The sequence below is a fragment of the Achromobacter sp. F4_2707 genome (assembly GCF_047501535.1).
Taxonomy (GTDB): Bacteria; Pseudomonadota; Gammaproteobacteria; order Burkholderiales; family Burkholderiaceae_B; genus Yanghanlia.
In genome coordinates this window covers 27,897-50,798 of the sequence record NZ_JAZDRJ010000002.1, presented here as the reverse complement: position 1 = coordinate 50,798, position 22,902 = coordinate 27,897, and the positions used below count along the sequence as shown (strand labels likewise).

The 22,902-nt window shown below is 58.9% G+C and carries 27 protein-coding genes; 15 read left to right on the top strand and 12 right to left on the bottom strand.

What is annotated here, in order from left to right; all coding sequences use genetic code 11:
* Positions 1–5: 5 nt before the first annotated feature.
* The 5 genes from VRY85_RS02200 (at position 6) to VRY85_RS02180 (ending at position 5,044) form a co-directional block, all read left to right on the top strand.
* Positions 6–782, top strand: coding sequence for a ComF family protein (locus VRY85_RS02200; protein WP_414596971.1), 777 nt, complete (start codon positions 6–8; stop codon positions 780–782).
* Positions 783–878: 96 nt separating this feature from the next.
* On the top strand, positions 879–2,441 hold the full coding sequence (locus tag VRY85_RS02195; protein WP_414596970.1) for an AMP-binding protein: 1,563 nt from the start codon (positions 879–881) through the stop codon (positions 2,439–2,441).
* 31 nt (positions 2,442–2,472) lie between these two features.
* Entirely contained in the window at positions 2,473–3,456 is a 984-nt protein-coding gene (locus VRY85_RS02190) for a Bug family tripartite tricarboxylate transporter substrate binding protein (protein ID WP_414596969.1), read from the top strand.
* 9 nt (positions 3,457–3,465) lie between these two features.
* On the top strand, positions 3,466–4,635 hold the full coding sequence (locus tag VRY85_RS02185; protein ID WP_414596968.1) for a thiolase domain-containing protein: 1,170 nt from the start codon (positions 3,466–3,468) through the stop codon (positions 4,633–4,635).
* A gap of 16 nt (positions 4,636–4,651) precedes the next feature.
* Positions 4,652–5,044 (top strand): Zn-ribbon domain-containing OB-fold protein, encoded by a 393-nt coding sequence (locus VRY85_RS02180; RefSeq protein ID WP_414596967.1) that lies wholly within the window; start codon positions 4,652–4,654, stop codon positions 5,042–5,044.
* Positions 5,045–5,062: 18 nt separating this feature from the next.
* Here VRY85_RS02180 and VRY85_RS02175 read toward each other — a convergent pair whose 3' ends face one another.
* Entirely contained in the window at positions 5,063–5,629 is a 567-nt protein-coding gene (locus VRY85_RS02175; protein ID WP_414596966.1) for a TetR/AcrR family transcriptional regulator, read from the bottom strand.
* 92 nt (positions 5,630–5,721) lie between these two features.
* Between VRY85_RS02175 and VRY85_RS02170 the strand changes: the two genes are divergently transcribed.
* Positions 5,722–6,192 carry a tRNA (cytidine(34)-2'-O)-methyltransferase gene (locus tag VRY85_RS02170; RefSeq protein WP_414596965.1) on the top strand — a complete coding sequence of 157 codons (471 nt, stop codon included), beginning with the start codon at positions 5,722–5,724 and terminating at the stop codon, positions 6,190–6,192.
* A 31-nt stretch (positions 6,193–6,223) separates the two neighbouring features.
* Here the strand turns inward: VRY85_RS02170 and VRY85_RS02165 are convergent, their stop codons facing one another.
* The 5 genes from VRY85_RS02165 to VRY85_RS02145 form a co-directional block, all read right to left on the bottom strand.
* Complete coding sequence (locus VRY85_RS02165; RefSeq protein WP_414596964.1) at positions 6,224–7,219, bottom strand: Bug family tripartite tricarboxylate transporter substrate binding protein; 996 nt, start codon at positions 7,217–7,219, stop codon at positions 6,224–6,226.
* 15 nt (positions 7,220–7,234) lie between these two features.
* On the bottom strand, positions 7,235–8,293 hold the full coding sequence (locus VRY85_RS02160) for an NAD(P)H-dependent glycerol-3-phosphate dehydrogenase (RefSeq protein ID WP_414596963.1): 1,059 nt from the start codon (positions 8,291–8,293) through the stop codon (positions 7,235–7,237).
* Positions 8,294–8,299: 6 nt separating this feature from the next.
* Positions 8,300–8,818 (bottom strand): protein-export chaperone SecB, encoded by a 519-nt coding sequence (gene secB, locus VRY85_RS02155; protein WP_414596962.1) that lies wholly within the window; start codon positions 8,816–8,818, stop codon positions 8,300–8,302.
* Between the two features lie 64 nt (positions 8,819–8,882).
* On the bottom strand, positions 8,883–9,140 hold the full coding sequence (grxC, locus tag VRY85_RS02150; RefSeq protein WP_414596961.1) for a glutaredoxin 3: 258 nt from the start codon (positions 9,138–9,140) through the stop codon (positions 8,883–8,885).
* Positions 9,141–9,152: 12 nt separating this feature from the next.
* Complete coding sequence (locus VRY85_RS02145; protein ID WP_414596960.1) at positions 9,153–9,563, bottom strand: rhodanese-like domain-containing protein; 411 nt, start codon at positions 9,561–9,563, stop codon at positions 9,153–9,155.
* Between the two features lie 89 nt (positions 9,564–9,652).
* On the opposite strand from VRY85_RS02145, the gene gpmA reads away from it, so the two are divergent.
* The 8 genes from gpmA to VRY85_RS02105 all read left to right on the top strand — a co-directional run bounded on the left by gpmA (position 9,653) and on the right by VRY85_RS02105 (position 17,951).
* Positions 9,653–10,405: a 2,3-diphosphoglycerate-dependent phosphoglycerate mutase gene (gene gpmA / locus VRY85_RS02140; protein ID WP_414596959.1), complete on the top strand. Its 753-nt coding sequence runs from the start codon at positions 9,653–9,655 to the stop codon at positions 10,403–10,405.
* A 4-nt stretch (positions 10,406–10,409) separates the two neighbouring features.
* Positions 10,410–11,846, top strand: coding sequence for a murein hydrolase activator EnvC family protein (locus tag VRY85_RS02135; RefSeq protein ID WP_414596958.1), 1,437 nt, complete (start codon positions 10,410–10,412; stop codon positions 11,844–11,846).
* A gap of 93 nt (positions 11,847–11,939) precedes the next feature.
* Entirely contained in the window at positions 11,940–13,367 is a 1,428-nt protein-coding gene (locus VRY85_RS02130; RefSeq protein ID WP_414596957.1) for a S41 family peptidase, read from the top strand.
* 118 nt (positions 13,368–13,485) lie between these two features.
* Positions 13,486–14,280, top strand: coding sequence for a HesA/MoeB/ThiF family protein (locus tag VRY85_RS02125; RefSeq protein WP_414596956.1), 795 nt, complete (start codon positions 13,486–13,488; stop codon positions 14,278–14,280).
* A 106-nt stretch (positions 14,281–14,386) separates the two neighbouring features.
* Positions 14,387–15,349, top strand: coding sequence for a LysR family transcriptional regulator (locus VRY85_RS02120; RefSeq protein WP_414596955.1), 963 nt, complete (start codon positions 14,387–14,389; stop codon positions 15,347–15,349).
* A gap of 51 nt (positions 15,350–15,400) precedes the next feature.
* Positions 15,401–16,384: an ABC transporter substrate-binding protein gene (locus VRY85_RS02115; protein ID WP_414596954.1), complete on the top strand. Its 984-nt coding sequence runs from the start codon at positions 15,401–15,403 to the stop codon at positions 16,382–16,384.
* Positions 16,385–16,404: 20 nt separating this feature from the next.
* Positions 16,405–17,172, top strand: a complete 768-nt coding sequence (locus VRY85_RS02110) for an ABC transporter permease (RefSeq protein WP_414596953.1) — start codon at positions 16,405–16,407, stop codon at positions 17,170–17,172.
* Between the two features lie 8 nt (positions 17,173–17,180).
* The gene (locus VRY85_RS02105) at positions 17,181–17,951 is read left to right on the top strand and encodes an ABC transporter ATP-binding protein (protein ID WP_414597241.1); all 771 of its coding nucleotides are present in this window, start codon (positions 17,181–17,183) and stop codon (positions 17,949–17,951) included.
* A 17-nt stretch (positions 17,952–17,968) separates the two neighbouring features.
* Here VRY85_RS02105 and VRY85_RS02100 read toward each other — a convergent pair whose 3' ends face one another.
* From VRY85_RS02100 to VRY85_RS02075, 6 genes are all read right to left on the bottom strand, one after another.
* The gene (locus VRY85_RS02100) at positions 17,969–18,694 is read right to left on the bottom strand and encodes a pyrimidine 5'-nucleotidase (protein ID WP_414596952.1); all 726 of its coding nucleotides are present in this window, start codon (positions 18,692–18,694) and stop codon (positions 17,969–17,971) included.
* Positions 18,695–18,810: 116 nt separating this feature from the next.
* A complete protein-coding gene (gene argB / locus VRY85_RS02095; protein ID WP_414596951.1) occupies positions 18,811–19,707 on the bottom strand; it encodes an acetylglutamate kinase in 897 nt (298 codons plus the stop codon).
* 15 nt (positions 19,708–19,722) lie between these two features.
* Positions 19,723–20,214 carry a peroxiredoxin family protein gene (locus tag VRY85_RS02090; protein WP_414596950.1) on the bottom strand — a complete coding sequence of 164 codons (492 nt, stop codon included), beginning with the start codon at positions 20,212–20,214 and terminating at the stop codon, positions 19,723–19,725.
* On the bottom strand, positions 20,211–20,927 hold the full coding sequence (locus tag VRY85_RS02085) for a BON domain-containing protein (RefSeq protein WP_414596949.1): 717 nt from the start codon (positions 20,925–20,927) through the stop codon (positions 20,211–20,213). Before VRY85_RS02085 ends, VRY85_RS02090 begins: the two co-directional genes overlap by 4 nt.
* Positions 20,927–21,520 carry a phosphoheptose isomerase gene (locus tag VRY85_RS02080; protein WP_414596948.1) on the bottom strand — a complete coding sequence of 198 codons (594 nt, stop codon included), beginning with the start codon at positions 21,518–21,520 and terminating at the stop codon, positions 20,927–20,929. Before VRY85_RS02080 ends, VRY85_RS02085 begins: the two co-directional genes overlap by 1 nt.
* Positions 21,521–21,551: 31 nt before the next feature.
* Positions 21,552–21,929, bottom strand: a complete 378-nt coding sequence (locus VRY85_RS02075) for a YraN family protein (RefSeq protein ID WP_414596947.1) — start codon at positions 21,927–21,929, stop codon at positions 21,552–21,554.
* 33 nt (positions 21,930–21,962) lie between these two features.
* Between VRY85_RS02075 and rsmI the strand changes: the two genes are divergently transcribed.
* Positions 21,963–22,898 (top strand): 16S rRNA (cytidine(1402)-2'-O)-methyltransferase, encoded by a 936-nt coding sequence (rsmI, locus tag VRY85_RS02070; protein ID WP_414596946.1) that lies wholly within the window; start codon positions 21,963–21,965, stop codon positions 22,896–22,898.
* Positions 22,899–22,902: the final 4 nt, after the last annotated feature.

Sequence of the window (22,902 nt, the reverse complement as noted above, 5' to 3'; positions counted from 1 at the left end):
TCATTATGGCTTATCTGCCGCTATGGCGCGAATTTCAAGCGCGACTGCTTTGTGTGCGAGACAGGCTGCCTATGGCGTGCTTGATGTGCCGGACACGCACGCCCGGCGGCTTGTGCCGCTATTGTCGGCAGGCCGTCTGTGATTCCATGGCCTCCGCCCAGCGGCGTTGTGAACGTTGCGATGGCTTGCTGGCCTCGGATTCCGTTCATTGCGCCGACTGCCCGGCTCTCACGCCTGCGCTGGAAAGGGTGGTGGCGGCTTTTGATTATGCCTGGCCCGGAGATCTGCTGATTCAACGCCTTAAGCGGCGCGGGCAGTTCTCCTGTGTGCCCGTGCTGGCTGGCTTGTTGGCAGCGCGCTGCCAGGCGGTGCGCTCACTCGACGCCGCAGCGGCGCCACCGCTTGGGGTCGGGGCTGGCGCATGGGTCACAGCCGTCCCATCCAGCCGCCGCGCTTTGGTAGTACGAGGCTACAACCCGGCGGGTGAGGTCGGGCGTGCGCTGGCTCGCCGCCTTGGCCTGGAATGGCGCCCCGAGCTGCTGCAGCGTACCCGCGAAAGAGCGGGTCAGACAGCCTTAGGCCGCGAGGCCCGGCGCCACGCCGTGCGTGGCCTTTACCGCTGTACGCAGGCCGGTGTGGCGGGGCGAGAGGTTGTGGTGGTAGACGATGTCATGACCACCGGCAGCACCTTGAGTGCGGTGGCCGATGTCTTGAAGGCGCAGGGTGCCGCCAAAATATGGGGCGTAGTGCTTGCACGTACGCCGCAACGTTCTTCTGGCTGATTTGGTGTTTACCCGCATGCGGTACCAAATAGTTTGACTTGGTACCGATTGGGCTTTTATGCTGATTTATCAACTGTAGAACAAGAGAGCAAAATCATGCAGAAAAGGGGGAGCCCGGTACATGCGGGGCTGACGGTCGCCGAGCTTGTTGTAAGAGCCTTGAGCCAACCTGCGCAGCAGGTGGCCATGACGTCGGGCGAGGAGCAAATGACCTATGGCGAGTTGCGCGATAAATGCTGGCAGGTGGTACGCGCACTGCAGCAGGCGGGCCTGAGCCGAGGCGACACGGCCGCGCTGCTGTTTGGCAACCGCCTTGAGGCGGTGGTGGCGATTCTCGCCGTGCAGTTGTTGGGGTTGAAATACCTTTCGCTGCACCCCCTGGCTTCGCTGGCAGACCATCGTTTCGTGCTGGAAGATGCAGGTGTCAAAGCTTTGCTCGTGGATAACAGCCGTTATGCGGAAAGAGCGACGGAACTGGCTTCCAGCGTTTCCCTCGTATTGAGTTTGTACGACACGCCGGAAGCACCGGGGTTGATCAGCGCATCCGCTTCCTGCGAGACCGGCCCGATGCCGGTGTCGGATAACCCCCAGGAGGTGTTCCGGCTCGCCTACACCGGCGGCACGACCGGGCGTTCTAAAGGTATACGGCATACGCATCGCACCACCGTCACCATGATTATGCAGATGCTGGCGACCTATGAATGGCCGTTGCCGCCGCGTTATCTGGTGACGACCCCGATTTCCCATGCGGCGGGCAGCCTGCTGCTACCGACCTTTCTCAAGGGCGGGACCGTGGTCTTGATGGAAAAATTCAGTACGGCGGATTTTTGCAGGCTGGTGGAGCAACACCGCATTAATCTGACGTTTTTGGTTCCCACACAGATATACGGCCTGCTAGAAGAGCCCGCGGTTAAGCAGCGAGATCTATCGTCGCTTGAACTGGTGCTGTACGGCGCAGCGCCTATCGCCCCAGCCAAGCTGGCCCAAGCCATTGAGGCCATTGGCCCGGTATTTGGGCAGTTGTATGGCCAGGCGGAAGCACCCATGACGATTGCGTATCTGCCTAAGAAAGAGCACGACCTTAAGCGGCCGCATTTGCTGGCTTCGTGTGGGAAAGTGGTGGTTGGCACCCGTGTCGGTTTGTTTGACTCCCAGATGCAGCCCGTTCTCGTTGGGGAAGTGGGTGAAATCTGCGTGCGTGGCCCGCTGGTGATGGAAGGCTACCTGAACCGACCAGAGGAAACGGAAAAGGTCTTTGCTGGTGGCTGGCTGCACACGGGTGATATGGCCCGCATGGATGAAGACGGTTATCTGTACCTGGTTGATCGCGCCAAGGACATGATTATTTCAGGCGGGTTCAACGTTTACCCAAGCGAGGTTGAAGCGTGCCTGGCACAACACCCACAAGTCGCCATGTGTGCCGTAATCGGCGTGCCGGACGAGAAATGGGGGGAAAGGGTGACCGCCGTTGTCGTGCTTAAAGATGGCGAAACGTGTGCGGAGCCGGCGTTGATCGAGTACGTGATGCAACGCAAGGGTCCGGTTGAAACACCCAAGCAGGTAGTTTTTACGGACGAACTGCCGCTGACCGCGCTTGGAAAGATAGACAAAAAAACTTTGAGGAAACAGTTCTGGGATAACACCATCCGCCAGATCTGACGGCGTAATTTTTTGAACACAAGGAGACAACATGAAAATGCAACGATATCTGGGAGCCGCAGCCGTGTTGTTGGCGGGGTTGATCGGTACATCCGCCCACGCTGAGACAAACTACCCAAGCCAGCCGATAAAGCTCGTCGTGCCCTTCGGGCCGGGCGGGGTCACCGACCTGACCGGGCGCACATACGCCCACCATATGAGTGAAGTGCTGAATGGCACGATAGTGGTTGAGAACCGGGCCGGCGCAGGCGCCACCATTGGCGCCAACCACGTGGCAAAAGCGCCGGCAGATGGTTACACCATGCTCTTGGGTACGAACGTTACCCATGCGATTAACCCGCAGTTAATGCAGTCTGTCCCTTACGATCCGCTTAAGGATTTTCAGGCGATTGGGCTGTTTGGCACGAATGGCAATGTGCTGATTGTGCGAGATGATTTCCCCGCTAATAACTTCGGAGAATTCATTGCGCTGATGAAGGAAAAAAAGGATGAGGCTAACTATGCTTCGGGCAGTGTGGGCAGCTCTGCCCATCTGGCCGCAGAGTTGCTCAAACAGGAAGTGGAAGGGCTGGACTACATGCACGTTCCTTACGGTGGCCCTTCCGAAGCCATGAGCGCTTTGATTGGCGGTCATGTGGACTTCAGTTTCGCCAATATCGGAGCCGCGGTCAGCCAGATTCAATCGGGCCGTATCAAGGCGCTCGCGGTCACAACATCGCAAAGAGTCGACTCATTACCGGATGTCCCGACGATATCGGAAGCGGGTGTGCCGGGCTTCGAAGTCATTGGCTGGATCGCCGCGTTCGCGCCCAAGGGCGTTTCGCCGGAAATTATCGAGCGCCTGCATGCGGCGCTTGAAGAGGCGAAAAACAACCCGGCATTACAGAAAACCCTGGATGTTGCCGCGCTGGTGCGCCCGGCGGCTACGCCTGAGGATGTGACGAAATTTGTTAACGCTGAGTATGAGAAATGGGGTCGCGTCATTCGTGAGGGCAACATCGCTCCCATCAATTAAGGACAGGTCGTGAGCTTGAAAGGGAAAGCCTATATCGTTGGTGCGTACGAACACCCCACACGTTTCGGACCGGATAAATCCGTGACGCAGCTCCACGCAGAGTGCGCATTGGGGGCGTTGCGCGATGCCGGGCTCAGTACGCGCGATGTTGACGGCTACTTTTGTGCCGGCGACGTGCCGGGCGGCGGGCCGCTGTCCATGGTGGAATACCTCAACCTGAAGCTGAAATGGGTGGATGGTTCTGAGCTGGGCGGGTGTTCTTACATGGTGCTGCTCAGGCATGCGGCGCTGGCCATCGCCCAAGGTAAGTGTTCCGTGGCGTTGATTACGCTGGCGGGGCGCCCCAAAAGTATGGGGATGGCCACTGGCACTGCAGTGCGGGCGCTTGGCCCGGAGCGCCCTGAAACGGCATGGGATCTTCCCTTCAAGCCTGTTATCACTGGCATTTATGGCATGTTGGCGCATCGTCACATGCACGAGTTCGGCACCAAGCCCGAGCATCTGGCCGCCGTTAAGGTGGCGGCCTCCACGCACGCGCAATACAACGAGCACGCCGTATTGCGTAACGTGGTAACGGTGGAAGATGTACTGGCTTCACCTGTGATTGCCAGCCCTTTGCGTCGCTTGGATTGTTGCGTGATATCGGATGGAGGCGGTGCGCTGGTGGTCACCAGTGCAGAGATTGCTCGCAGGCTGAACCGGCCCCGGGTCACCATACGGGGAACGGGGGAAACCATCAATACCAGCAATGGCGGGTATTTTGATGCCACCACAACGGGTGCCGCTGTGTCGGGCCCGATGGCCTTCGCAGAAGCGGGGGTTGGCGTAAAAGATATCAAATACGCTTCCATTTACGACAACTTCACCATTATGGTGCTGATGCAGCTGGAAGACCTGGGTTTTTGCAAGAAAGGGCAGGCCGGGCCATTTGTTGCGGAAGGCAATTTAATCGCTGGCCGCGGCAGTTTGCCCTTCAACACGGACGGCGGGGGGTTATGCAATAACCACCCGTCGAACCGAGGCGGCATGACCAAACTTATTGAAGCCGTACGGCAACTGCGCGGCGAGGCCCACCCCAGCGTACAAGTCCCCGATTGCGATCTGGCTTTGGCTTCCGGGCCCGGGCTGGTGCAAGGCGTGGGTCATGCGCATTCCACCATCATTCTTGAACGAGAGTAGCGGGCGATTTATGGGAATGACTGATTATCAACACAGCCCTTTTGTCCAGGCCTACCCGGAAAACGGCGAATTTTGGGCTGCCGCAGCAGAGGGAACCTTCCTGCTAAAACGCTGCAAGGCGTGCGAAAAGGCCCATTGGTACCCACGTGTTGTGTGCCCGCTGTGCGGCAGCGATGATCTCCATTGGGTAGAAAGCAGCGGGCGAGGCACAATCTATTCGTACAGCGTAGTGGAGCGTGCCGACCCTTCGTATGTGTTGGTCTATGTGCGTCTGGACGACGGCCCCATCATCCTCAGCAATCTGCTGAAGGCCGAACCCGACCAGATTCGTATCGGTGCCGCAGTGCAAGCGCATATGATGCCGATTGAAGATGGCAGGACTCTGCCTTTTTTCCAGTTGGCTGAATGAGCGGGCGTTGAAGGGGGCTTACGGCCTCTTCAACAGGCCGTGCAGGATGACGTTGTAGAACTCATTGAAGGCGTCCCCGATAGACAAGCCCTCTTCTTCCAAGAATTTCTGATCTCTCAGCCTGAATGCCGCACCGAGCAGGGCTTCTGATATCGCCCGTGGATGGTGGGGCATCAACACGCCTTCTTCCATTCCCTTGCGCATCAAGTCCTGCAAGGCGTGCATACGTGCTTTCTGATAGGCATCGAAAATCGCCCGACCTTCGACAAGGTTGTCCAGGTCGATCAAAGCCGCTTTACTCATGCCCGAGCTATTGAGCGCCGAGCGCAGGTATACGGAAATGGCTGCGTCCGGCCTGTCTTGCTTACTTGCCGCCAGCAAACTCCGTTGCAAATTGCCGTTGAACACCTGTTCGCAGACTTTGGTGAAAATCTCTTCCTTGCTGGGGGCGATTTCATAAAGCCTGCGCCTTGAGCATTTCAGCCGTGCAGCCATTTCAGCGATGGTCAGCCTGGAAATACCTTCGGTAATCAGTAACTGCGTAAGCTCCTGGAAGAATTGTTCTTGGCTGCGGCGCTTGCTCATTGAAATTCGTTTTCTTGGAAGAGGGGAATCGCCCCTTATTATCGATGAAGACACAGGAATGCGATAATCCGCCATCACTTTCTGTTAGCGCCATGTTCCATATCGTTCTTGTTTCGCCCGAAATTCCCCCTAATACCGGCAACGTCATTCGGCTGGCGGCCAATACCGGTGCGTATTTGCATCTGGTGCGGCCATTGGGCTTCGAGTTGGATGACGTCCGTTTAAAGCGCGCTGGGCTGGATTACCACGAATGGGCGCGTATGTTGGTGCACGACGACCTGACCACCGCGCTGGCGGCCACGGGCGCGGCGGCCGAACGCTGTTTCGCCATGACCACACGCGGCGCGCGATCGTTCGCCGGTGTGCCGCTGCAGCCGGGCGACGCCTTCGTATTCGGTCGCGAAACCGCCGGCCTATCCGACACCGAACTCCAGCACTTCGGCCCCCAACAACGCCTGCGCCTGCCCATGCGCCCCGGCCAACGCAGCCTCAACCTCTCCAACGCCGTCGCCGTCACCATCTTCGAAGCCTGGCGCCAAACCGACTACCACGGCGGAACCTGACATTTCCCTTAAACCGGGACAGACCCCATTTTTAGTCGAGGGTGAGGCCCAGTTTTTCGATGAGGGCGGTGAGTTTTTCTTTTTCCGCGCGAATCATGGCTTGGGCTTCGGTGGGTGAGGTGGGGGCGGCGGTGAAGTACAGGGTGGCGAGTTGTTGCTGAACCTGCGGCATGTCCAGGACTTCCAGGACGGTTTGATTCAGCTTCGCGACGATGTCCTCGGGCGTGCCGGCGGGGACGAAGAGGGCGTCCCAGGAAATGGACTCAAAGCCGGGGTAGCCTTGGGAGGCTACGGTAGGCAGGCCGGGAAGAATTTCACTTTCCTCAAGGCTGGTGATGCCCAGCACTTTGACGCGCCCCGCCTCGACTTGGGGCATGGCGACGCCGGGCACCATAAAGCCCGCGTGTACATCGCCCGCCACAATGGAGGTGATGACCTGGGGGAAACCGGAATACGGTACTTGTAGCAGTGAAATGCCTGCTTCTTGTTCAAGCATGGCCATGCCCAAGTGTGAGGAACTGCCCGGGCCCACGGTGCCGTAGTTGAGCGCACCGGGTTGTGCACGGGCGCGTTCTACGAATTGTTGGACATTGTCGGCAGGAGCGTTGGCGGGAACGACGAGCACATTGGGGCTGGTGCCGACCATGCTGATGACTTGCAGGTCGGTGTCCGGGTCGTAGCCCAAGGTGTTCTTGTACAGTGCCGGAGCGGTGACAATGGGGCCGTTAATGGTCAGCAGAATGGTGTAGCCATCGGGCTTGGCTTGTGCCGCCTGACGGGTGCCAATATTGCCGCCGGCGCCGGCTTTGTTTTCCACCACCACAGGCTGGCCGAGCTTTTGAGCCATGGGGTCGGCAATCATGCGGGCCAAGGTATCGGGCGAAGAGCCCGGTGGGAAGGGCACAATCATGTGAATGGGCCGGGTGGGCCATTCAGCGGCTTGTGACCAGGCGGGAACCGCAAGTAGTGAGGCAGCCAGGCCAATGATAGACAGGCTCAAACGACGACGGACGCTGGAATAACGCATGAACAAAAGACCCAGTTAGCGATAAGAGTTAGGCGATTCGGGGCGCGAGTCGCGCGACAGCAGGGCGGCGACGGCGCCTTGTGGCGACTGCCCTTCGAACAGTACGCGGCAGACAGCAGCCGTGATGGGCAGTTCCACGCCATGACGTTCGCCAAGAGCCAGAGCGGCCCGGGCGCAGCGCACGCCTTCGGCTGTCATGCCGCCCGCCAGAATGTCTTCAAGCGTACGGCCTTGCCCAATGGCCAGGCCAACCTGCCGGTTGCGCGACAGCGGCCCGGTGGCGGTGAGAACGAGGTCACCCAGCCCGGTCAGCCCCTGCACGGTTTCGGCTTCGCCGCCCAGCGCACGCGCCAGTCTCTGGATTTCTGCCAGCCCGCGCGTAATGAGCGCAGCCCGGGCGTTTGAACCCAGGCCCAGGCCATCGGAAATACCGCAGGCGATAGCCATGACGTTTTTCAGGGCGCCGCCGACTTCTACGCCGGTTATATCCTGGCTGGTGTACACGCGGCAGCGTTGGCTGTGCAGTGCGGCCAGAACGATGTCGCCTGTAGAAGCCGTGTGGCTGGCGATGGTGAGCGCCACCGGCAGCCCTTGGGCCACTTCCAGCGCGAATGAAGGGCCGGATAAGACGCCTAATTCGACCCCAGAGAGGCCGGAGAGTGCGGCGCTGGCGACTTCGTGAGGTAACTGGCCCGTATCGGGCTGCACGCCTTTGCACGTCCACACCACATGCACCGTAGGGTGGCGGCGGGCGGCCAGGCTTTGCGCTAATTTCTGGCAGATGTCCGCCATTCCCGCGACAGGCACGCCAAGGATGATGAGCGCATCGGATTGTGCTGCGCAGACATGGTCGATGGCGGTGTTGAAGTCGCTCGTGGCACGCAGTGAGTCGGGGAGGGGAATGTCCGGCAGGTAGCGGGTGTTGCGGTGTGTGTCGTTAATTTCGGCGGCCGCTTCAGAGCGACGGGCCCAGATCAGGGTGTCGGCGTGTTCAGCGGCCAGCGCGGCGAGCGCCGACCCCCAACTTCCGGCGCCCAATACGGCAACGCGTGTCGGCAACGTGGTGGCGCTCATGCGAACTTAGTTGGTTTTGGCGCCTGGCGGAACGTACAGGCCGGAACCACTTTCTTGCGGCTGTTCTTGTTGTTGCTTGGCCAACTCAGCGATGCGCTGTTCGTAGAGTGTTTGGAAGTTAACTTCGGCCAAGTGCAGCGCAGGCAGCGAAGTACGGGTGATGGCGTCGGCCACGTTGGCGCGCAGGTAGGGGTAAAGCATGGTGGGGCAGACAATGCCCAGAAGCGGATCGAGCTGTTCAGCCGGAATATTGGCCGCTTCAAAAATACCGGCCTGAGTGGCTTCAACCAAGTACAGCACTTTGTCGTTGATGCGGGTGGTGACGGTGACGGTCACGCTGGTTTCAAACAGCGTTTCTGCCAAGCGTTTACCGCCGATATTCAGCGAAACCTCGACAGCCGGGCCTTGCTGCTCCAGCAGGATTTCTGGCGCGTTAGGCATTTCCAGGGAAAGGTCTTTGAGGTAGGTGCGCTGCATCGAAAAGCTGGGCGCTTGGGTGTCCTGGCTATTGGGTTGCTCGGCCATGAGTAGTTCCTAAGTTGAGTCGGTTAAAGCGGCAGCCATTCAGCCGTCGCGCGAATATTGCGTGTTATTGCTCTAGCAGGGGCAACAGCTTGCCGGCGCGATCGAGGGCCGCCAGATCATCGTAGCCGCCCACATGGGTGTCGCCGATGTAAATCTGCGGAACCGTGCGTCGCCCCGTGCGCTCCATCATCTGGGCGCGTTGCTCCGGGTCGAGGTCAATACGAATTTTTTCGATCTCTTCCACGCCGCGCTGCTTAAGCAGCATTTCGGCCCGCACGCAGAACGGGCATACAGCGGTGGTGTACATGGACACTTTTACCATGGTGTTCCTTGCTTAGTGTTTCTTGGCCAACGGCATGCCGGCTTCTATCCAAGCAGCCAGGCCGCCTTGCAGAGAGTAAACGTGCTCAAAACTATTGCTCTTGAGCGTGTTTACCACGCCTACAGACGAACGGCCACGCTCGCAGACCACGATAATGGGTTTACCTTTGGGCAGGCTGCCCATTTTGCTGGCGATGTCGGCGGCAGGTACATTACGGGATTGCGGAATGTGGCCGGCTTTGAAATGCTCCGCGCTGCGGATGTCCAGGAAGAGGCCGTCCTGGTCGTTAGTGAGTTTGATGGCGTCGTTTACGCCGATCTGTTTAGCGCCCCGTTGCAGAAAGCTCGGCAGGGCTAAAGCGACCGCTGCAGTGATTGCAACGACAATGAGAAGTAGGTTGGTCTGGTCAGAAAAAAAGTCCACGATTCGTTCCGGAAATGGGATAGCGTGATGGGCTGAATCTGTCGATTATAAAATGGACAGAGATTATTAACTTTCAGGTGACATTTACCATGTACAAAATCGTCCTGATGCGCCACGGCGAAAGCCAATGGAACCGCGAAAATCGTTTCACCGGCTGGGCCGACGTCGATCTGACGGAAACTGGGCGTGAGCAGGCACGCAAGGCCGGCGAATTGCTCAAAGAAAAAGGGTATGAGTTCGATCTGGTTTTTTGTTCGGTGCTGAAGCGCGCCATCCGCACCACCTGGATTGCGCTGGACGCTATGGACGCAATGCATACGCCTATCGGGCTGAGCTGGCGGCTTAACGAGCGCCACTACGGTGCGTTGCAAGGCCTGAACAAGGCGGAAACCGCGGCCAAATTTGGTGATGAGCAGGTGCTGATCTGGCGCCGCGCCTATGGCATTGCCCCCGACCCTCTGGATACCAACGACGAGCGTCACCCGCGCTTTGATCGCCGCTACGCTAAAGTCGATCCCGCCTTGCTACCGGCGACCGAGTGTCTGAAGGACACCGTCGCTCGCGTCGTGCCGTTCTGGAACGACTCTATCGCGCCGGCGGTTCGTTCGGGCCGCCGCGTGCTGATCGCCGCACACGGCAACAGCTTGCGCGCACTTATCAAGCACCTGACAGATATGCCGGAAGACGAAATCGTTCACCTGAACATTCCTACCGGCCAGCCCCTGGTTTACGAGCTGGACGAACAACTGCGTCCTACCCGCCATTACTACCTGGGTGACCCGGCAGAAATCGAAGCTGCGATGGCAGCCGTGGCTGCGCAGGGCAAGGCAAAGCAAGGCTGACGACATGCGCTACGCCGCGTTTGTTCTGGCGTTGTTGTGTGCTTTCAGCGGCCCGCAGGTGTGGGCCGCTGAAAGTGAGTTGCAGCAGCGTCAGGCTGAGGCGCGGCGCGATCAATCGGCGCTACGCGATCGTATCGCTCGGTTGGAAAAGCAGATTGTCGGCAGTGAATCGTCGCGCCGCGATATCACAGTGGCGCTCAAGAAGTCAGAAACTGCGATTTCCGAACTCGACCGCCAATTAGAAAATCTGCAGACTGAAACCGAACAGGCGAATCAACAACTACAAGAAACACAACGCCGGATAAGCGAGCAATCAGCAGAGCTGGGCAAACGGCAGGAACATCTGGCCGAACAGTTGCGGGCGCAGTATGCGGGAGGCTTGTCGCCGTGGGCTGCGTTGTTGTCCGGGGAAGACCCGCAGGATATTGCACGCGAATTGGGCTATTTGGAATATGTGGCCAAGGCCCAGGCAGACGCTTTGCTGGCGGTGCGTGCGGCGTTGGATGAATTGACTGCACTGCAAAAGCAGGCCCAGGCCCACGAAATCGAATTGCAGCGTTTGGCCAAGGAGACTCTGCAGCGTCGTGAGGAGCTGGAATCTCAGCAGGCGGAGCGTCAGGAAGTTTTGACGCGCATTGAGGCAGAGCTAAAAAAACAGCGCAGCGAGGCCCGCACCTTGGAACGCAACGAAGCACAACTTAGCAAACTGGTGGATGCGCTGGCGGTGGCCATTGAAGAAGAGGCCGCAGAAGCGCGGCGGCGCGAGGAGGCTGCCCGTCGTTTAGCCGAAGAGCAGCGCCGGGCGCGCGAACAGCGAGAGGCCGAGGAACGGCGCAAGGCCGAAGAGGCCCAGCGTGCGGCAGAAGCGCGTAGGCGAGCTGAGACACAGGCGCAAAGAGACGCCAAGGAAGAAGAGGCTCGCAAGGTGGCTGAGGCGCGTCGTGCGGCGGAGGCCATTCGCGCTCAGCAAGCGGCAGCGCAAGCAAAGAGCAGCGCCTCGCCCGAGCCCGCGCCGCGTGAGGCGGCTCCGCAGGTGGCCCGGGCAACGCAGCAGGGCTTGAGTAAAGGCTTGCCATACCCCGTGCGCGGCGAAGTCCAGGGCCGCTTTGGCATGGAGCGCCCGGAAGGCGGCGTGTGGCGGGGCATTGTGCTGCGAGCCGCTGATGGCGCGCGGGTGGCCGCCGTGGCTCCCGGGCAGGTGGTCTACGCAGGTTGGCTGGGGGGCTTTGGCAATCTTTTAATTATTGACCACGGTGAAAAATATTTGAGCGTATACGCCTACAACCAGAGCCTGCTCAAACAGGTAGGGCAATATGTTCAAGCCGGAGAGGCCGTGGCCACGGTGGGAGCGACCGGTGGCCAGGTGGAGCCCGGTCTATACTTTGAAATCCGTCATGAGGGTAAACCTGTCAATCCTTTACTTTGGCTGGGAAAACCATGACAAGGCGCTTCACTTGGCGAATAGTTTCGGTACTATCTGCCTATACGCGTCGCAAGGCGGCGTCAATGAGAACACTATAAATCGGGTATGTGCATGGGCACTCGTAGGGTACGCAGTTTTGGTCTGGTGCTGGCTGGCGCAGTCGGCGGGCTACTTCTCAGTCTAGGAATTTCAGCCGTCGCACAACGCGGCGAACCTTTGCCGCTCAAGGAGCTGCAACAGTTTGCCAATGTGTTTGCGGCGATCAAGGCCAGTTATGTCGAGCCGGTTAGCGACGACAAGCTCATCAACGATGCGATCAAAGGCATGTTCGATGACCTCGACCCGCATTCCGCCTACCTCGATGCTGAAGCCTTCAAGGAAATGGAAGCCATCACGCAAGGCGGGTTCGGCGGCCTGGGCATTGAAATCGGCAGCGAAGACGGCCAGCCCAAGGTGATTTCTCCCATCGAAGATACGCCGGCCTTCCGTGCGGGGATTCTGGCGGGTGACATCATCACGCACATCGACGGCAAGCCCACCAAGGGCATGACGCTCAACGAAGCCATCAAACTGATGCGTGGCGAGCCCAACACCAGCATTGTGCTGATGATCAGCCGCCCGGGGCGCGACAAACCGCTTGAACTCACCATTGTGCGCGACATCATCAAGGTGCGTAGTGTGCGCAGCAAGATGCTCGATAACGGCATTGCCTATGTGCGTATCGCCCAGTTCCAAGAACGCACGGCGCCCGATCTCGTGCGCCACCTGGGCGACCTTGCCGGTGAACAAGCGCCCAAGGGGCTGATTCTCGACCTGCGTAACGATCCGGGCGGCCTGCTCGACAGTGCCATTGCCGTGTCGTCGGCCTTCTTGCAACCCGATGTTCTGGTGGTCTCCACCAAGGGGCGCATTCCTTCGGCTAACCGCGAATACCACGCTAAGCCTGCCGATTACCTGCGCAATTACTTGGGCAGCGACACCAATGATTACGTCGCCAAAGTCGGCGAGTGGGTCAAAACCGTACCCATGGTCGTACTGGTGAACGTGGGCTCGGCTTCCGCCTCTGAAATCGTGGCGGGCGCCTTGCAAGACCACAAGCGGGCCACTGTGCTGGGCAACCGCACATTCGGCAAAGGGTCAGTGCAAAGTGTGCTGCCTTTGAGCGAAGATACGGGCATTAAGCTCACCACCGCTCGCTACTACACGCCTAGCGGGCAATCTATCCAGGTCACCGGTGTGTCGCCAGACATCACGGTGGACGACACTGCACAGGGCAATTTGTTCCGACTGCCGCGCGAAGCCGACCTGCAACGCCATCTGGTCAACGGTAGTTTCGATGAATCCAGCTTGGCCGAAGAAGAAGACGAAATCGTCGATATCGCCCGCATGTTCGAATTCGGCGGCGATGAAGATTATCAGCTTCAACAGGCGATCAACTTCCTGGAAGGGCGGCCGGTGCAGCGCAATGATCCCGATTTGGTCGCCAAGGCCAAGAAGGAACGTGAGGAAAATCGCGCGGCTGAAAAAAAAACTCCCTGATCAGCCCTGACGGCCCGGTGGAGCGCTTCCGCATCACGCCGCAAGGCATGGAGCGCGTTCCTCAATAAACAAGGAAGCTCCGAACCCGTTGCAGCGCTGCGACGGGTTCCTTTGCAGCATGAATGACGATCAGCTTTTGCGCTATGCGCGACATATTCTTCTCGATGAGTTCGGCATTGAGGGGCAGGAGCGTCTGAGCGCTGCCCGAGTGCTGATTGTGGGGGCCGGCGGCCTGGGGTCGCCCGCAGCCCTGTACATGGCGGCAGCGGGCGTCGGTACGCTGATTCTGGCCGACGACGACGAGGTGGACCTTAGCAACCTGCAACGGCAAATCTTGCATGGCCAAGATCGCGTGGGCATGCCCAAAGCGGAATCGGGGCGGCGCACCCTGGCCGCGCTGAACCCCGAAGTCCAGGTGCTGCCCGTGGTGCAGCGTCTTGATGATGCCGCCTTGCTCGAGTGGGTGGCCAAAGTCGACCTGGTCATGGATTGCTGCGATAACTTCGCCACCCGGCATGCGGTCAACCGGGCCTGCGTGGCCCTGCGTAAGCCACTCGTGTCGGGTGCAGCCATCCGCTTCGCGGGCCAGATCAGCGTCTTCGACTTGCGACGTGACGACGCGCCCTGCTACCACTGCCTGTTTCCCGAAGCAGAAGACGTCGAAGAACTACGTTGTGCCACCACCGGCGTACTGGGCCCGCTGGTAGGCGTCGTCGGCGCCACACAAGCCATCGAAGCCATCAAACTGCTGGTCGGCATGGGCGAACCCCTCACCGGCCGCCTGCTCTGCCTGGACGCCCTCACCATGCAATGGCAAACCCTGCGCTACAGCCGCGACCCCGCATGCCCCGTCTGCTCAAAAATGGGGTCTGTCCCGGTTTCAGGTGTTTGTAAGGAAGGGGGCGGTCCATGAGTAGTGCTGATAATAATTATTAGTTTTTCTTAAGTTGATGTACGTTAGCCCTCCTAATCGTTACCATTAGAACAAATTTTGATAAATCAACGCTGGGGGGCGCTGCGTGAAGCAAGGGGGGCTGCTGGATGTGCGCATGTTGCGTATTTTCGAGGCAGTTGCCGCCACCGGCAATGTCTCTCGCGCTGCTGAAAAACTAGGAATCACGCAATCAGCCGTTTCGCAGGCGCTGGCCCAGGTGGAGCGCATTTTGGGAACGCCGGTATTTGATCGCGCGCACCGTCCATTCACGCTGACTCCAGCAGGCATCGCGCTAAGCCGCCGCGCGCGCCACATCGTCGACGATATCGATCGCCTCGTGTCTGACGTGCGTGAAGCAGATCTAGCCAGCCGCCCCGCCATCCGGGTGGGCATGATCGACTCGTTCGCGGCGACTGCCGGGCCGGCCATCGTCAAGAAGGTCACCGCTTCAGCCAGCCAATTGCTGCTGTGGTCGGGGCTGGCCAATAGCCACTCTCAGGCCCTCTTGAACCGCCAGCTCGATCTCATCATCACTTCTGATACCCTAGAGGACGTTGATCGAATCGTTAGACGTGTTATCTTTACGGAGCCATTTATTCTGGTAGTACCGGCTCAGAAGAAGAAAGAATTCGAAGGCGTCAGCCTTTTGCAGGCGATTCAGCTTGCTCCCTTCATCCGCTTCAGCGCGCGTTCGCATTTCGGAGCCACGATTGAGCGCCATTTGCGACGCACTGGCCATTCCCCTGTGCCATCGCTGGAGATTGACACTGCCGACGTTGTGATGGCCATGGTGGCCGCGGGCCTCGGCTGGTCGATCACAACCCCGCTATGTGTGCTGCAAGGCAGAGCCTATTTGCAGCAAATAGCCATTCTTCCGCTTCCCGGAACACCGTTTTCGCGCACGGTGCATCAGCTGTCGCGCGAAGGCGAGTACGAAGAAATGGCCGGCCACGTTTTTCAGGCCAGCCGTAGTGTGCTGGAGGGAGAAATTTTCCCTCTGCTCAGGGATTACATCCCTTGGCTAGACGACAGCATGACTTTGTCTTGAGTCGTCAGGTCGGAGCAACCAGCCCTTGCATTCATAAAAAAGGAGAACTGCATGAAACAGAATCGTCGAGATTTTCTCAAGGTAGCCGCCGCATCGGGCGTTGTCGCTGCCTTGCCCAGCATGGCGTGGGCCAATAAACAGGCCGTGCGCTATGGTGGGTCCGCCTGGCTGGGCCATTATCCGGCCTACCTGGCGATGAACGAAGGCCTGTTCGGCAAGGAAGGCATTGAGCAGAGCTGGGAATCGTTCGGCACATCTTCCGCACGCATGACGGCGGTGATGTCAGGCGGCGTCGATATTGCCTGCACCGGCATCGTGTCGGCGCTGGCCCTGATGGCGCGTGGCGCTCGCCAGTTTTCGATTATTGCGATTCCTGAGACCTTTGGCCGGGTGGAAGGGCTGATCGGGCGTGAAAACGTCAAAAGCCTGGACGACCTGAAAGGCAAGAAGGTGGGTGTGACTTTTGCATCCAGCGCCCACCTGCTAGTGCTGGATATTCTTGACCAAGCCGGCCTGACTGAGAAAGACGTCACAGTGCTGAATGTGCCCGCCCCTGAGCTGCCCGCTGCCATGCAAGCCGGTCAGATTGATGTCGCCGCAGCCTGGACGCCCCAGTTCGACCATATTTTGCGTCAGCCCGGCAACACGCTGTTGGCTGACGATACGGCGTTTTCGCTCTATGACTCCCACCAAGTCACGCCGGGCCCGGACGTGCTGATCGTGCGCCGCGAGTTCGCAGAAAAGAACCCCGATACCGTGAAGGCTTATCTGCGTGCCTACTTCCGCGCCTGCGAATTCCTGCGCGACAAACCCGAAGAGGCTGCTCAGAAGCTCCTCACCCTGACCAATATCGACATTGAAGATCAACTGGCTGCTGTTAAGGGCGCGGACTGGTTCGACGCAAGCCAGCAGGACGGTTTGTTGAACGGCCCGTTCATCGGTGGTTTGCAGGAGCTGGCGGAAATGTTGGTCCGCTACAAGCAGATTGATAAGGCGCCTACCGTCAAGGATTGGGTGGATGCGTCCTTCATCTGAGTTTCACAGGAGATAACTATATGAGCCATGTCACTCCCTCTAGGGCGTCGCTACTGACAACGAGCGCAGTCTCGGTGTTGGTGTTTCTGGCGTTCTGGGAACTTGCCTGCAGGGTGGGTCTAGTCGACCCGATTTTTCTGCCGCCGCCCAGTGATGTTCTGAGTAAGGGCATAGCCATGGGGGAGGACGGCTCGCTGCTTGGCCATGTGCTAGCTTCAGCGCGTCGGGTCATGATGGGTTTCCTGGCAGCGGTGATCGTAGCGATACCGCTGGGCATTGTGCTGGGCACCTCGCGCTATGCCCGCGCCGCATTCGACCCGCTGCTGTCGTTTTTGCGGCCGCTGCCTTCTATGAGCTGGATTCCGCTTTCCCTGCTGTGGTTCGGCATCACCGAAACTCAGAAGTACAGCATTGTCTTTATGGGCACGTTTGCGCCCGCTCTGGTCTACGTCATTGAAGCGACTCGTAATGTAGACCCTTTGTGGATTCGTGCCGCACAGAATCTGGGCGCCAGCCGTTGGCAAGTCATGCGGGAAGTGATTCTGCCAGGTAGCCTGCCGCAGATTCTGAGCGGCATGAAAGTTATTCTGGGCCTTGCCTGGACATGTGTGATCTCGGCGGAATTGATTGCTGCGCGCGAAGGCCTGGGTTTCCTCATCATGAACGGTAAGGAGTTCTTCCAAACGGAAGTGGTCGTACTGGGCATGGTGATGATCAGCATAACGGTGTTGATCACCGACCTCGTGTTCAGACTGATCGAAAACCACATCCTGAGGTGGCAGCAATGAGTGAATCCATGATTTCCATCCAGGGCGTTTCGAAGAATTTCGGCGAATTTCAAGCCCTGCAAAATGTCGATCTTGAAATCAAGCGGGGCGAATTCGCCGTACTGCTTGGGGCATCAGGTTGTGGGAAATCCACTTTACTGAACCTGATCACGGGCTTCCTCAGCCCGACACAAGGGCGCATCATGGTCAACGGTCGCGAAGTCACCAAGGTGGACCCGCATTGTGGCATGGTGTTCCAGCAATACGCTTTATTTCCGTGGCTGACCGTATTGGACAACGTGGCGTTTGGCCTGAAGATGAAGGGCATCGGCAAAGCCGAACGCAACGAAACGGCCAAGCGATTTATCGACATGGTCGGGCTGCAGGGCTTTGAAGATAAGTTCCCCAATGCCCTGTCCGGCGGCATGCGACAGCGCGTTTCAATTGCCCGAGTGCTGGCCAACGACCCCGACGTCATTCTGCTGGATGAACCCTTTGCCGCGCTTGACGCCATGACGCGCCAAGTCCTGCAAGACGAATTGCTGCGTATCTACGAACAAAGCGGCAAGACCATTGTCTTCATCACCCACTCAATTGATGAAGCCTTGCTGCTGTCTACACGCATGCTCATCATGAGCGCCCGCCCCGGTCGCATCGTCACTGACTTGCAGAACGACCTGCCCATGCCGCGCAATGCCGACGTCCAACTCTCGGCGCGCTACAACGAACTGAAGTCCCAAATCTGGGGCACCGTGCAAGAAGAAGTCATGCGCAGCATGGAAGCCACCACCAGCCGCTAATAAACCTGACAAACTCCTTAAACCGGGACAGACCCCGTTTTAAGGAGTTGGCCGATGCGGTTGATGCGTTTGTCGATGTAGGGGCTGCGGCCATGGTGGCGGGCGTTGTGCGGGGTGTCGGGGTGGTGGCACAGTACGGTGCCCATGCCGATGGCTTTGGCGCTACGCAAGTTGGCAAGGGTGTCGTCCACTAGCACGACTCGATGGGCGGGTACGCGTAGGCGGGCCAGCAGCTGGCGCATCATGGCGACGGAGGGTTTGCAGCGCAGTCGCCCCTGGAGGTGCATGTGGTCGATGCTCCAGAGCATTTCAAAGTGGTGCAAGATTCCCAGAATGCGTAGAACGTCGCGTGCGTAGCGTTCCGGTGCGTTAGTCAGTAGTATTTTTCGCCCCCGCAATTGGGCCAGCTTGCGAGCCAGCCCGCGTTCGGCGTGAACTAGGCCACGCACATCAAAGTCGTGAGCGGCTGCGATGAAGTCGGAAGCGGCGATGTCATGGTGAAGCTCCAGGCCCGCTGCGGTGGCGCCGTAGCGCTTCCAGTAGTCCAGACGCAATGCGTCGGCCTCGTTACGGTCAAGATCCAGCCATTCCATGATGAGGTCGGACATTTTGCTGTCGATACGCTGGAAGATATGGCGTGAGCAATCGTGCAGCGTATTGTCGAGGTCAAACAGCCATACCGTGTCGTCCGCGCCAGGGCGGCGAGGGTAGTGCAAGGCGGTGGGTTTGCGTAATGGGGGCATTTGAGAGGAAGCAGGGCTGCCGCCCCGGTTTACGGCAGCGCCTATTGTGCAGCGGTAGGCGCTTGCGCGACTGGCGCCCCGGCGTGGCCATACCGGGGCGGGAATGAGCACCTGAATTAATGCGAAGTGATCATGGTGCCGACGCCCTGGTCGGTCAGGATTTCCAGCAACAGGCAATGCGGAACTCGGCCATCTACGATGTGAACGGAATTGACGCCTGTGCGGGCGGCATCAAGTGCCGAGGCGATTTTTGGCAGCATGCCGCCGGAAATCGTGCCGTCTGCGAATAGCGCGTCGATGGTGCTGGCAGAAAGTTTGCGCAGCAGCTCACCTTGTTTGTCGAGCACGCCAGGTGTGTTGGTCAGCATGACGAGTTTTTCTGCACCCAGCACTTCGGCCATCTTGCCGGCGACGACGTCGGCGTTGATGTTGTAGGCCTGGCCATCGCTTTCGTTGTAACCAATAGAAGAAATCACCGGGATGAACTGGTCGTCCTGCAGAGCCTTGACGACGGCAGGCTCCACCCGGGTGATGTCGCCCACAAAGCCGATGTCGAGGGTTTCGCCGGGTTGATCCGGGTTGTCCATCAGCTTTTTGCGCGCTTGGATCAGGCAGCCGTCTTTCCCTGTGAGGCCGACGGCCTTGCCACCCGCCTCGTTAATCATCATGACGATGTCCTGTTGCACTTGGCCGCCCAGCACCCATTCAACCACTTCCATGGTTTCGGCGTCGGTGACGCGCATGCCTTGGATGAACGTGCCTTCCTTGCCAATGCGCTTCAGCGCTGCATTGATTTGCGGGCCGCCTCCGTGCACGACGACGGGGTTGATGCCAACCAATTTCAACAACACCACATCGTGCGCAAAGCTGCGCTGCAGGTGCTCTTCCGTCATGGCGTTGCCGCCGTATTTGATGACAATGGTTTTGCCATGGAAACGACGGATATACGGCAAGGCCTCCGAAAGGACGTCAGCCTTGACGGTGGCGGAGTAATTTTTTTCGGTGTCAGTCATGTCTCGTAGGTGGGATCAGCCCAAAGCCTTGTTAACAGTAGCCAGAAAGGCTTCTTTGTCGTAGTTGCCGAGGTAGCGCCGGATGATGTTGCCCTGCTTGTCGATGAGAAATGCAGTCGGTGTCAGGCGGACATCGCCAAATGCTTGGGCGAGTTCGCCGGTGGAGTCGATGACGACCTTAAAGGGCAGCTGACGCGATTCAGCAAAGTTCTTTACGTAATTGGGCGGATCATACTTCATGGCTACAGCAATGGTGTCGTAACCACGATCTTTCAGGTTGTTGTAGTTCTCGATGTTGCTGGGCATTTGTGCAACACAGGTGGTGCAGTTTGTGGCCCAGAACTTTACGAGCACGACCTTGCCACGCAGGTCTTGAGTGGTGAACTGTTCGCCGTCCAGCGTAGTAAATTGGACATCAGGCGCGGTTTGGGCGTCGCTAGGCAGTTGCCAGACAACCACGGCTGCTACGACTACGATGGCGATGATGGCTAAAAATAGTTTCTTCATTGCACAGGCATTGCTTGGACATCGCCGGTTTGGGGGGCGGTGTCGGTGGTGTTATTGGTGGACTGTAGGTTAGGCTCTTCGATCGGCGCGGACGACGTCGGTTGCAGCAGGCTTTCGGGCGAAACGATGTCGAACAATTTTACGACTTTGTTGATACCGGATACGCCGGCAGTAGCAATGCCCGCACGGTCGGCTTCGTCTTGGGTGACGCGGCCCTGAAGATAAACGATGCCTCGTTCCGTCGTGACGTTGATGGTGCGGAACGGGACGTCTTTGGTGTTGATAAGCGTAGTGCGAACCTTGGAGCTAAGCCAGGTGTCGTTGGTGCGTACGCTGACCGGCGTGATATCGCCCACCCGCAATTCGTTAACGACTCGCCGGACTTTTTCTACTTTGGCCGCCGCCTCGCCGGCGCGTTGTTTGTCTTGTGCGGTGGGGACATCGCCCAGCAGCAGAACTTGGCCGGCATAGGAATAGGCATTGATGCGCAGATTCTGGGTGTCGGCAAAGAGGTTGCGCATTTCATTTTCGACCTTCAGAACGATGGCCTTGTCTTCAACCTGTTCGCCTGCAGTGCGCCTGTCGGTAGCGACAACTGCAGTGGTCGCCGCAGCGCCGCCAACAACAATTGCGCCGCAGCCGGATAATGTGACCAGGGCGGCCAGAGACAGGCAAGTGAACAGCAGGCGTGGCGAGGAATGGGTACGTGACATTAGAGTGTGTCTCCGAGGAGCAGGGCGTCGATGCCGTCGCACAAAGCGTGCAGCAAAAGGATGTGGACTTCTTGGATGCGCATGGTGCGGTCATGCGGAACGCAAAGGTGGATGTCGGCGTCGCTGAGCATGCCGCCGATTTCGCCACCGCCCTTACCGGTAAGGGCGATCACCGTCATTTCGCGGTCGTGGGCGGCCTCGATGGCTTTGATGACGTTGGGCGAGTTGCCGCTGGTGGATATTGCCACCAAGACATCTCCCGGCTGGCCCAGTGCGTTGACCTGGCGCTCGAATACAGCGTTGAAGCCGTAATCGTTACCCACGGCGGTGAGAATAGAGGTGTCTGTGTTGAGGGCGATACCTGCAAGCGGCAGACGGTCGCGCTCAAAGCGGCCGACGAGTTCGGCAATGAAGTGCTGGGCATCCGCTGCAGAACCCCCATTGCCGCACGCGAGTATTTTGTTGTTGTTGGCTAGTGCGCCAAAGAGGTGTTCAACGGCGACCGAGAGCGGCGCAGCCAGTTCGCGCGCGCTGGCTTTGAACGTATCGACGGCGTCGTCAAAGTGCGATGCCATGTGTGCTGTCATGTCCATAGACCCGATTATCTCATTTTTCGATTTTTAGTCAGCGGTATTCTTGCATGAAGGCGTGTCGAATCCATTCAATCCGCCCTTCCTGCTCGCAGATGACGTCAAAACGGCAGGCGGGAGTGCGCCCCAGAAAGTGACGCCGGACGATACTTGGAAGGAAAAATCGGGCAGCCCGTAGCAAGCGCTGTTGTTTACGGCGGTTTACACTGGCAGCGGCTCCGCCGTGGCTGGCGGAGCCCCGGTGTCTGACTTCCACGAATACCAGCACGTCGCCATCGCGGGCAACCAGATCGATTTCGCCGGCCCGGCAGAGCAAATTGCGCTCTAGCACCTGCAAGCCCTGACGTTCCAGCCAGACAGCGCTGCGGTGTTCTGATTGATGGCCGGTTGTCTGGGAGGGGGAAGGTGCCATGTCATCATTGCCTTTACGCGGGATAAGCGCAGTATGAACGACGATAGTCAATTTATGGAAGCCTCAGCGACATGGAAACATCTCGCTGAGCGTGTGGCGGGCCAGCACTGGCCGACGGCGGCGCTATATGTCGTCGCAACGCCGATCGGCAATCTGGGCGATTTGGGTTTGCGAGCCTGGCAGGCCTTACGGCAATGCGATGTGATTGCTGCCGAAGACACCCGTTCCAGTCGCCCCTTGCTGGACGCCTGGGGCATCAGCACCCCGCTTATGGCGGCGCATCGGCATAACGAGGCGGCCGCAGCCGACGCTATTGTGCAGCGCCTGGAGGCTGGTGAACGAGTGGCCCTGATTTCCGACGCTGGTGCACCGGCTGTCAGCGACCCAGGCGGGCGCATTGTGCGGCGGGTGCGCGAGGCGGGCTATCAAGTGGTGCCGATACCGGGTGCAAGTGCGGTGATTACGGCGCTGATGGCGGCAGGTGTTACTTCTGATGAAAACCCAGCCTTTATATTCGCCGGGTTTGCGCCGCCAAAGCAGGGCGCCCGCCGCAAGTGGTTACAGAAGTGGGGCGCCATGGCGGCACCTGTGGTGCTGTTCGAGTCGCCGCACCGGGTACGGGCCACGGTTGATGACATGCTGGCTGTATGGGGTCCAACGCGGCGCTTGAGCATTGCCCGGGAACTGACTAAGCGCTTCGAACAGGTAGAAACACTGGCGCTGGCCGACGCGGCGGCTTGGTTCGATGCCGAGAGCCACCGCAGCCAGGGGGAGTTCGTGCTGATTCTGCACGAAGCCGAAGCTGCTGTCGGCGACGCCATAGATGCGCAGGCGCTTACCTTATTGGACGCTTTACTTGAGGTGTTGTCCGTGCGTGATGCGGTAAAGGTGGCGGCCAAAGTGAGTGGCGCCCCGCGCGATGCACTGTACGCCGTGGCGCTAGAGCGTAGCGCAAGCAGAGATTCTTAGGAAA

Bases quoted from the DNA above. Each gene is read 5' to 3' on its own strand.
- VRY85_RS02180 (WP_414596967.1), top strand. From the start codon at position 4,652: ATGACTGATTATCAACACAGCCCTTTTGTCCAGGCCTACCCGGAAAAC.
- VRY85_RS02195 (WP_414596970.1), top strand. From the start codon at position 879: ATGCAGAAAAGGGGGAGCCCGGTACATGCGGGGCTGACGGTCGCCGAG.
- grxC (WP_414596961.1), bottom strand. From the start codon at position 9,140: ATGGTAAAAGTGTCCATGTACACCACCGCTGTATGCCCGTTCTGCGTG.
- VRY85_RS02175 (WP_414596966.1), bottom strand. From the start codon at position 5,629: ATGAGCAAGCGCCGCAGCCAAGAACAATTCTTCCAGGAGCTTACGCAG.
- VRY85_RS02090 (WP_414596950.1), bottom strand. From the start codon at position 20,214: ATGAAGAAACTATTTTTAGCCATCATCGCCATCGTAGTCGTAGCAGCC.
- secB (WP_414596962.1), bottom strand. From the start codon at position 8,818: ATGGCCGAGCAACCCAATAGCCAGGACACCCAAGCGCCCAGCTTTTCG.
- VRY85_RS02075 (WP_414596947.1), bottom strand. From the start codon at position 21,929: ATGGCACCTTCCCCCTCCCAGACAACCGGCCATCAATCAGAACACCGC.
- VRY85_RS02080 (WP_414596948.1), bottom strand. From the start codon at position 21,520: ATGGACATGACAGCACACATGGCATCGCACTTTGACGACGCCGTCGAT.
- VRY85_RS02115 (WP_414596954.1), top strand. From the start codon at position 15,401: ATGAAACAGAATCGTCGAGATTTTCTCAAGGTAGCCGCCGCATCGGGC.
- VRY85_RS02085 (WP_414596949.1), bottom strand. From the start codon at position 20,927: ATGTCACGTACCCATTCCTCGCCACGCCTGCTGTTCACTTGCCTGTCT.
- VRY85_RS02170 (WP_414596965.1), top strand. From the start codon at position 5,722: ATGTTCCATATCGTTCTTGTTTCGCCCGAAATTCCCCCTAATACCGGC.
- VRY85_RS02105 (WP_414597241.1), top strand. From the start codon at position 17,181: ATGATTTCCATCCAGGGCGTTTCGAAGAATTTCGGCGAATTTCAAGCC.
- argB (WP_414596951.1), bottom strand. From the start codon at position 19,707: ATGACTGACACCGAAAAAAATTACTCCGCCACCGTCAAGGCTGACGTC.
- VRY85_RS02125 (WP_414596956.1), top strand. From the start codon at position 13,486: ATGAATGACGATCAGCTTTTGCGCTATGCGCGACATATTCTTCTCGAT.
- VRY85_RS02135 (WP_414596958.1), top strand. From the start codon at position 10,410: ATGCGCTACGCCGCGTTTGTTCTGGCGTTGTTGTGTGCTTTCAGCGGC.
- VRY85_RS02100 (WP_414596952.1), bottom strand. From the start codon at position 18,694: ATGCCCCCATTACGCAAACCCACCGCCTTGCACTACCCTCGCCGCCCT.
- VRY85_RS02190 (WP_414596969.1), top strand. From the start codon at position 2,473: ATGAAAATGCAACGATATCTGGGAGCCGCAGCCGTGTTGTTGGCGGGG.
- VRY85_RS02110 (WP_414596953.1), top strand. From the start codon at position 16,405: ATGAGCCATGTCACTCCCTCTAGGGCGTCGCTACTGACAACGAGCGCA.
- rsmI (WP_414596946.1), top strand. From the start codon at position 21,963: ATGAACGACGATAGTCAATTTATGGAAGCCTCAGCGACATGGAAACAT.
- VRY85_RS02130 (WP_414596957.1), top strand. From the start codon at position 11,940: ATGGGCACTCGTAGGGTACGCAGTTTTGGTCTGGTGCTGGCTGGCGCA.
- VRY85_RS02160 (WP_414596963.1), bottom strand. From the start codon at position 8,293: ATGAGCGCCACCACGTTGCCGACACGCGTTGCCGTATTGGGCGCCGGA.
- gpmA (WP_414596959.1), top strand. From the start codon at position 9,653: ATGTACAAAATCGTCCTGATGCGCCACGGCGAAAGCCAATGGAACCGC.
- VRY85_RS02200 (WP_414596971.1), top strand. From the start codon at position 6: ATGGCTTATCTGCCGCTATGGCGCGAATTTCAAGCGCGACTGCTTTGT.
- VRY85_RS02165 (WP_414596964.1), bottom strand. From the start codon at position 7,219: ATGCGTTATTCCAGCGTCCGTCGTCGTTTGAGCCTGTCTATCATTGGC.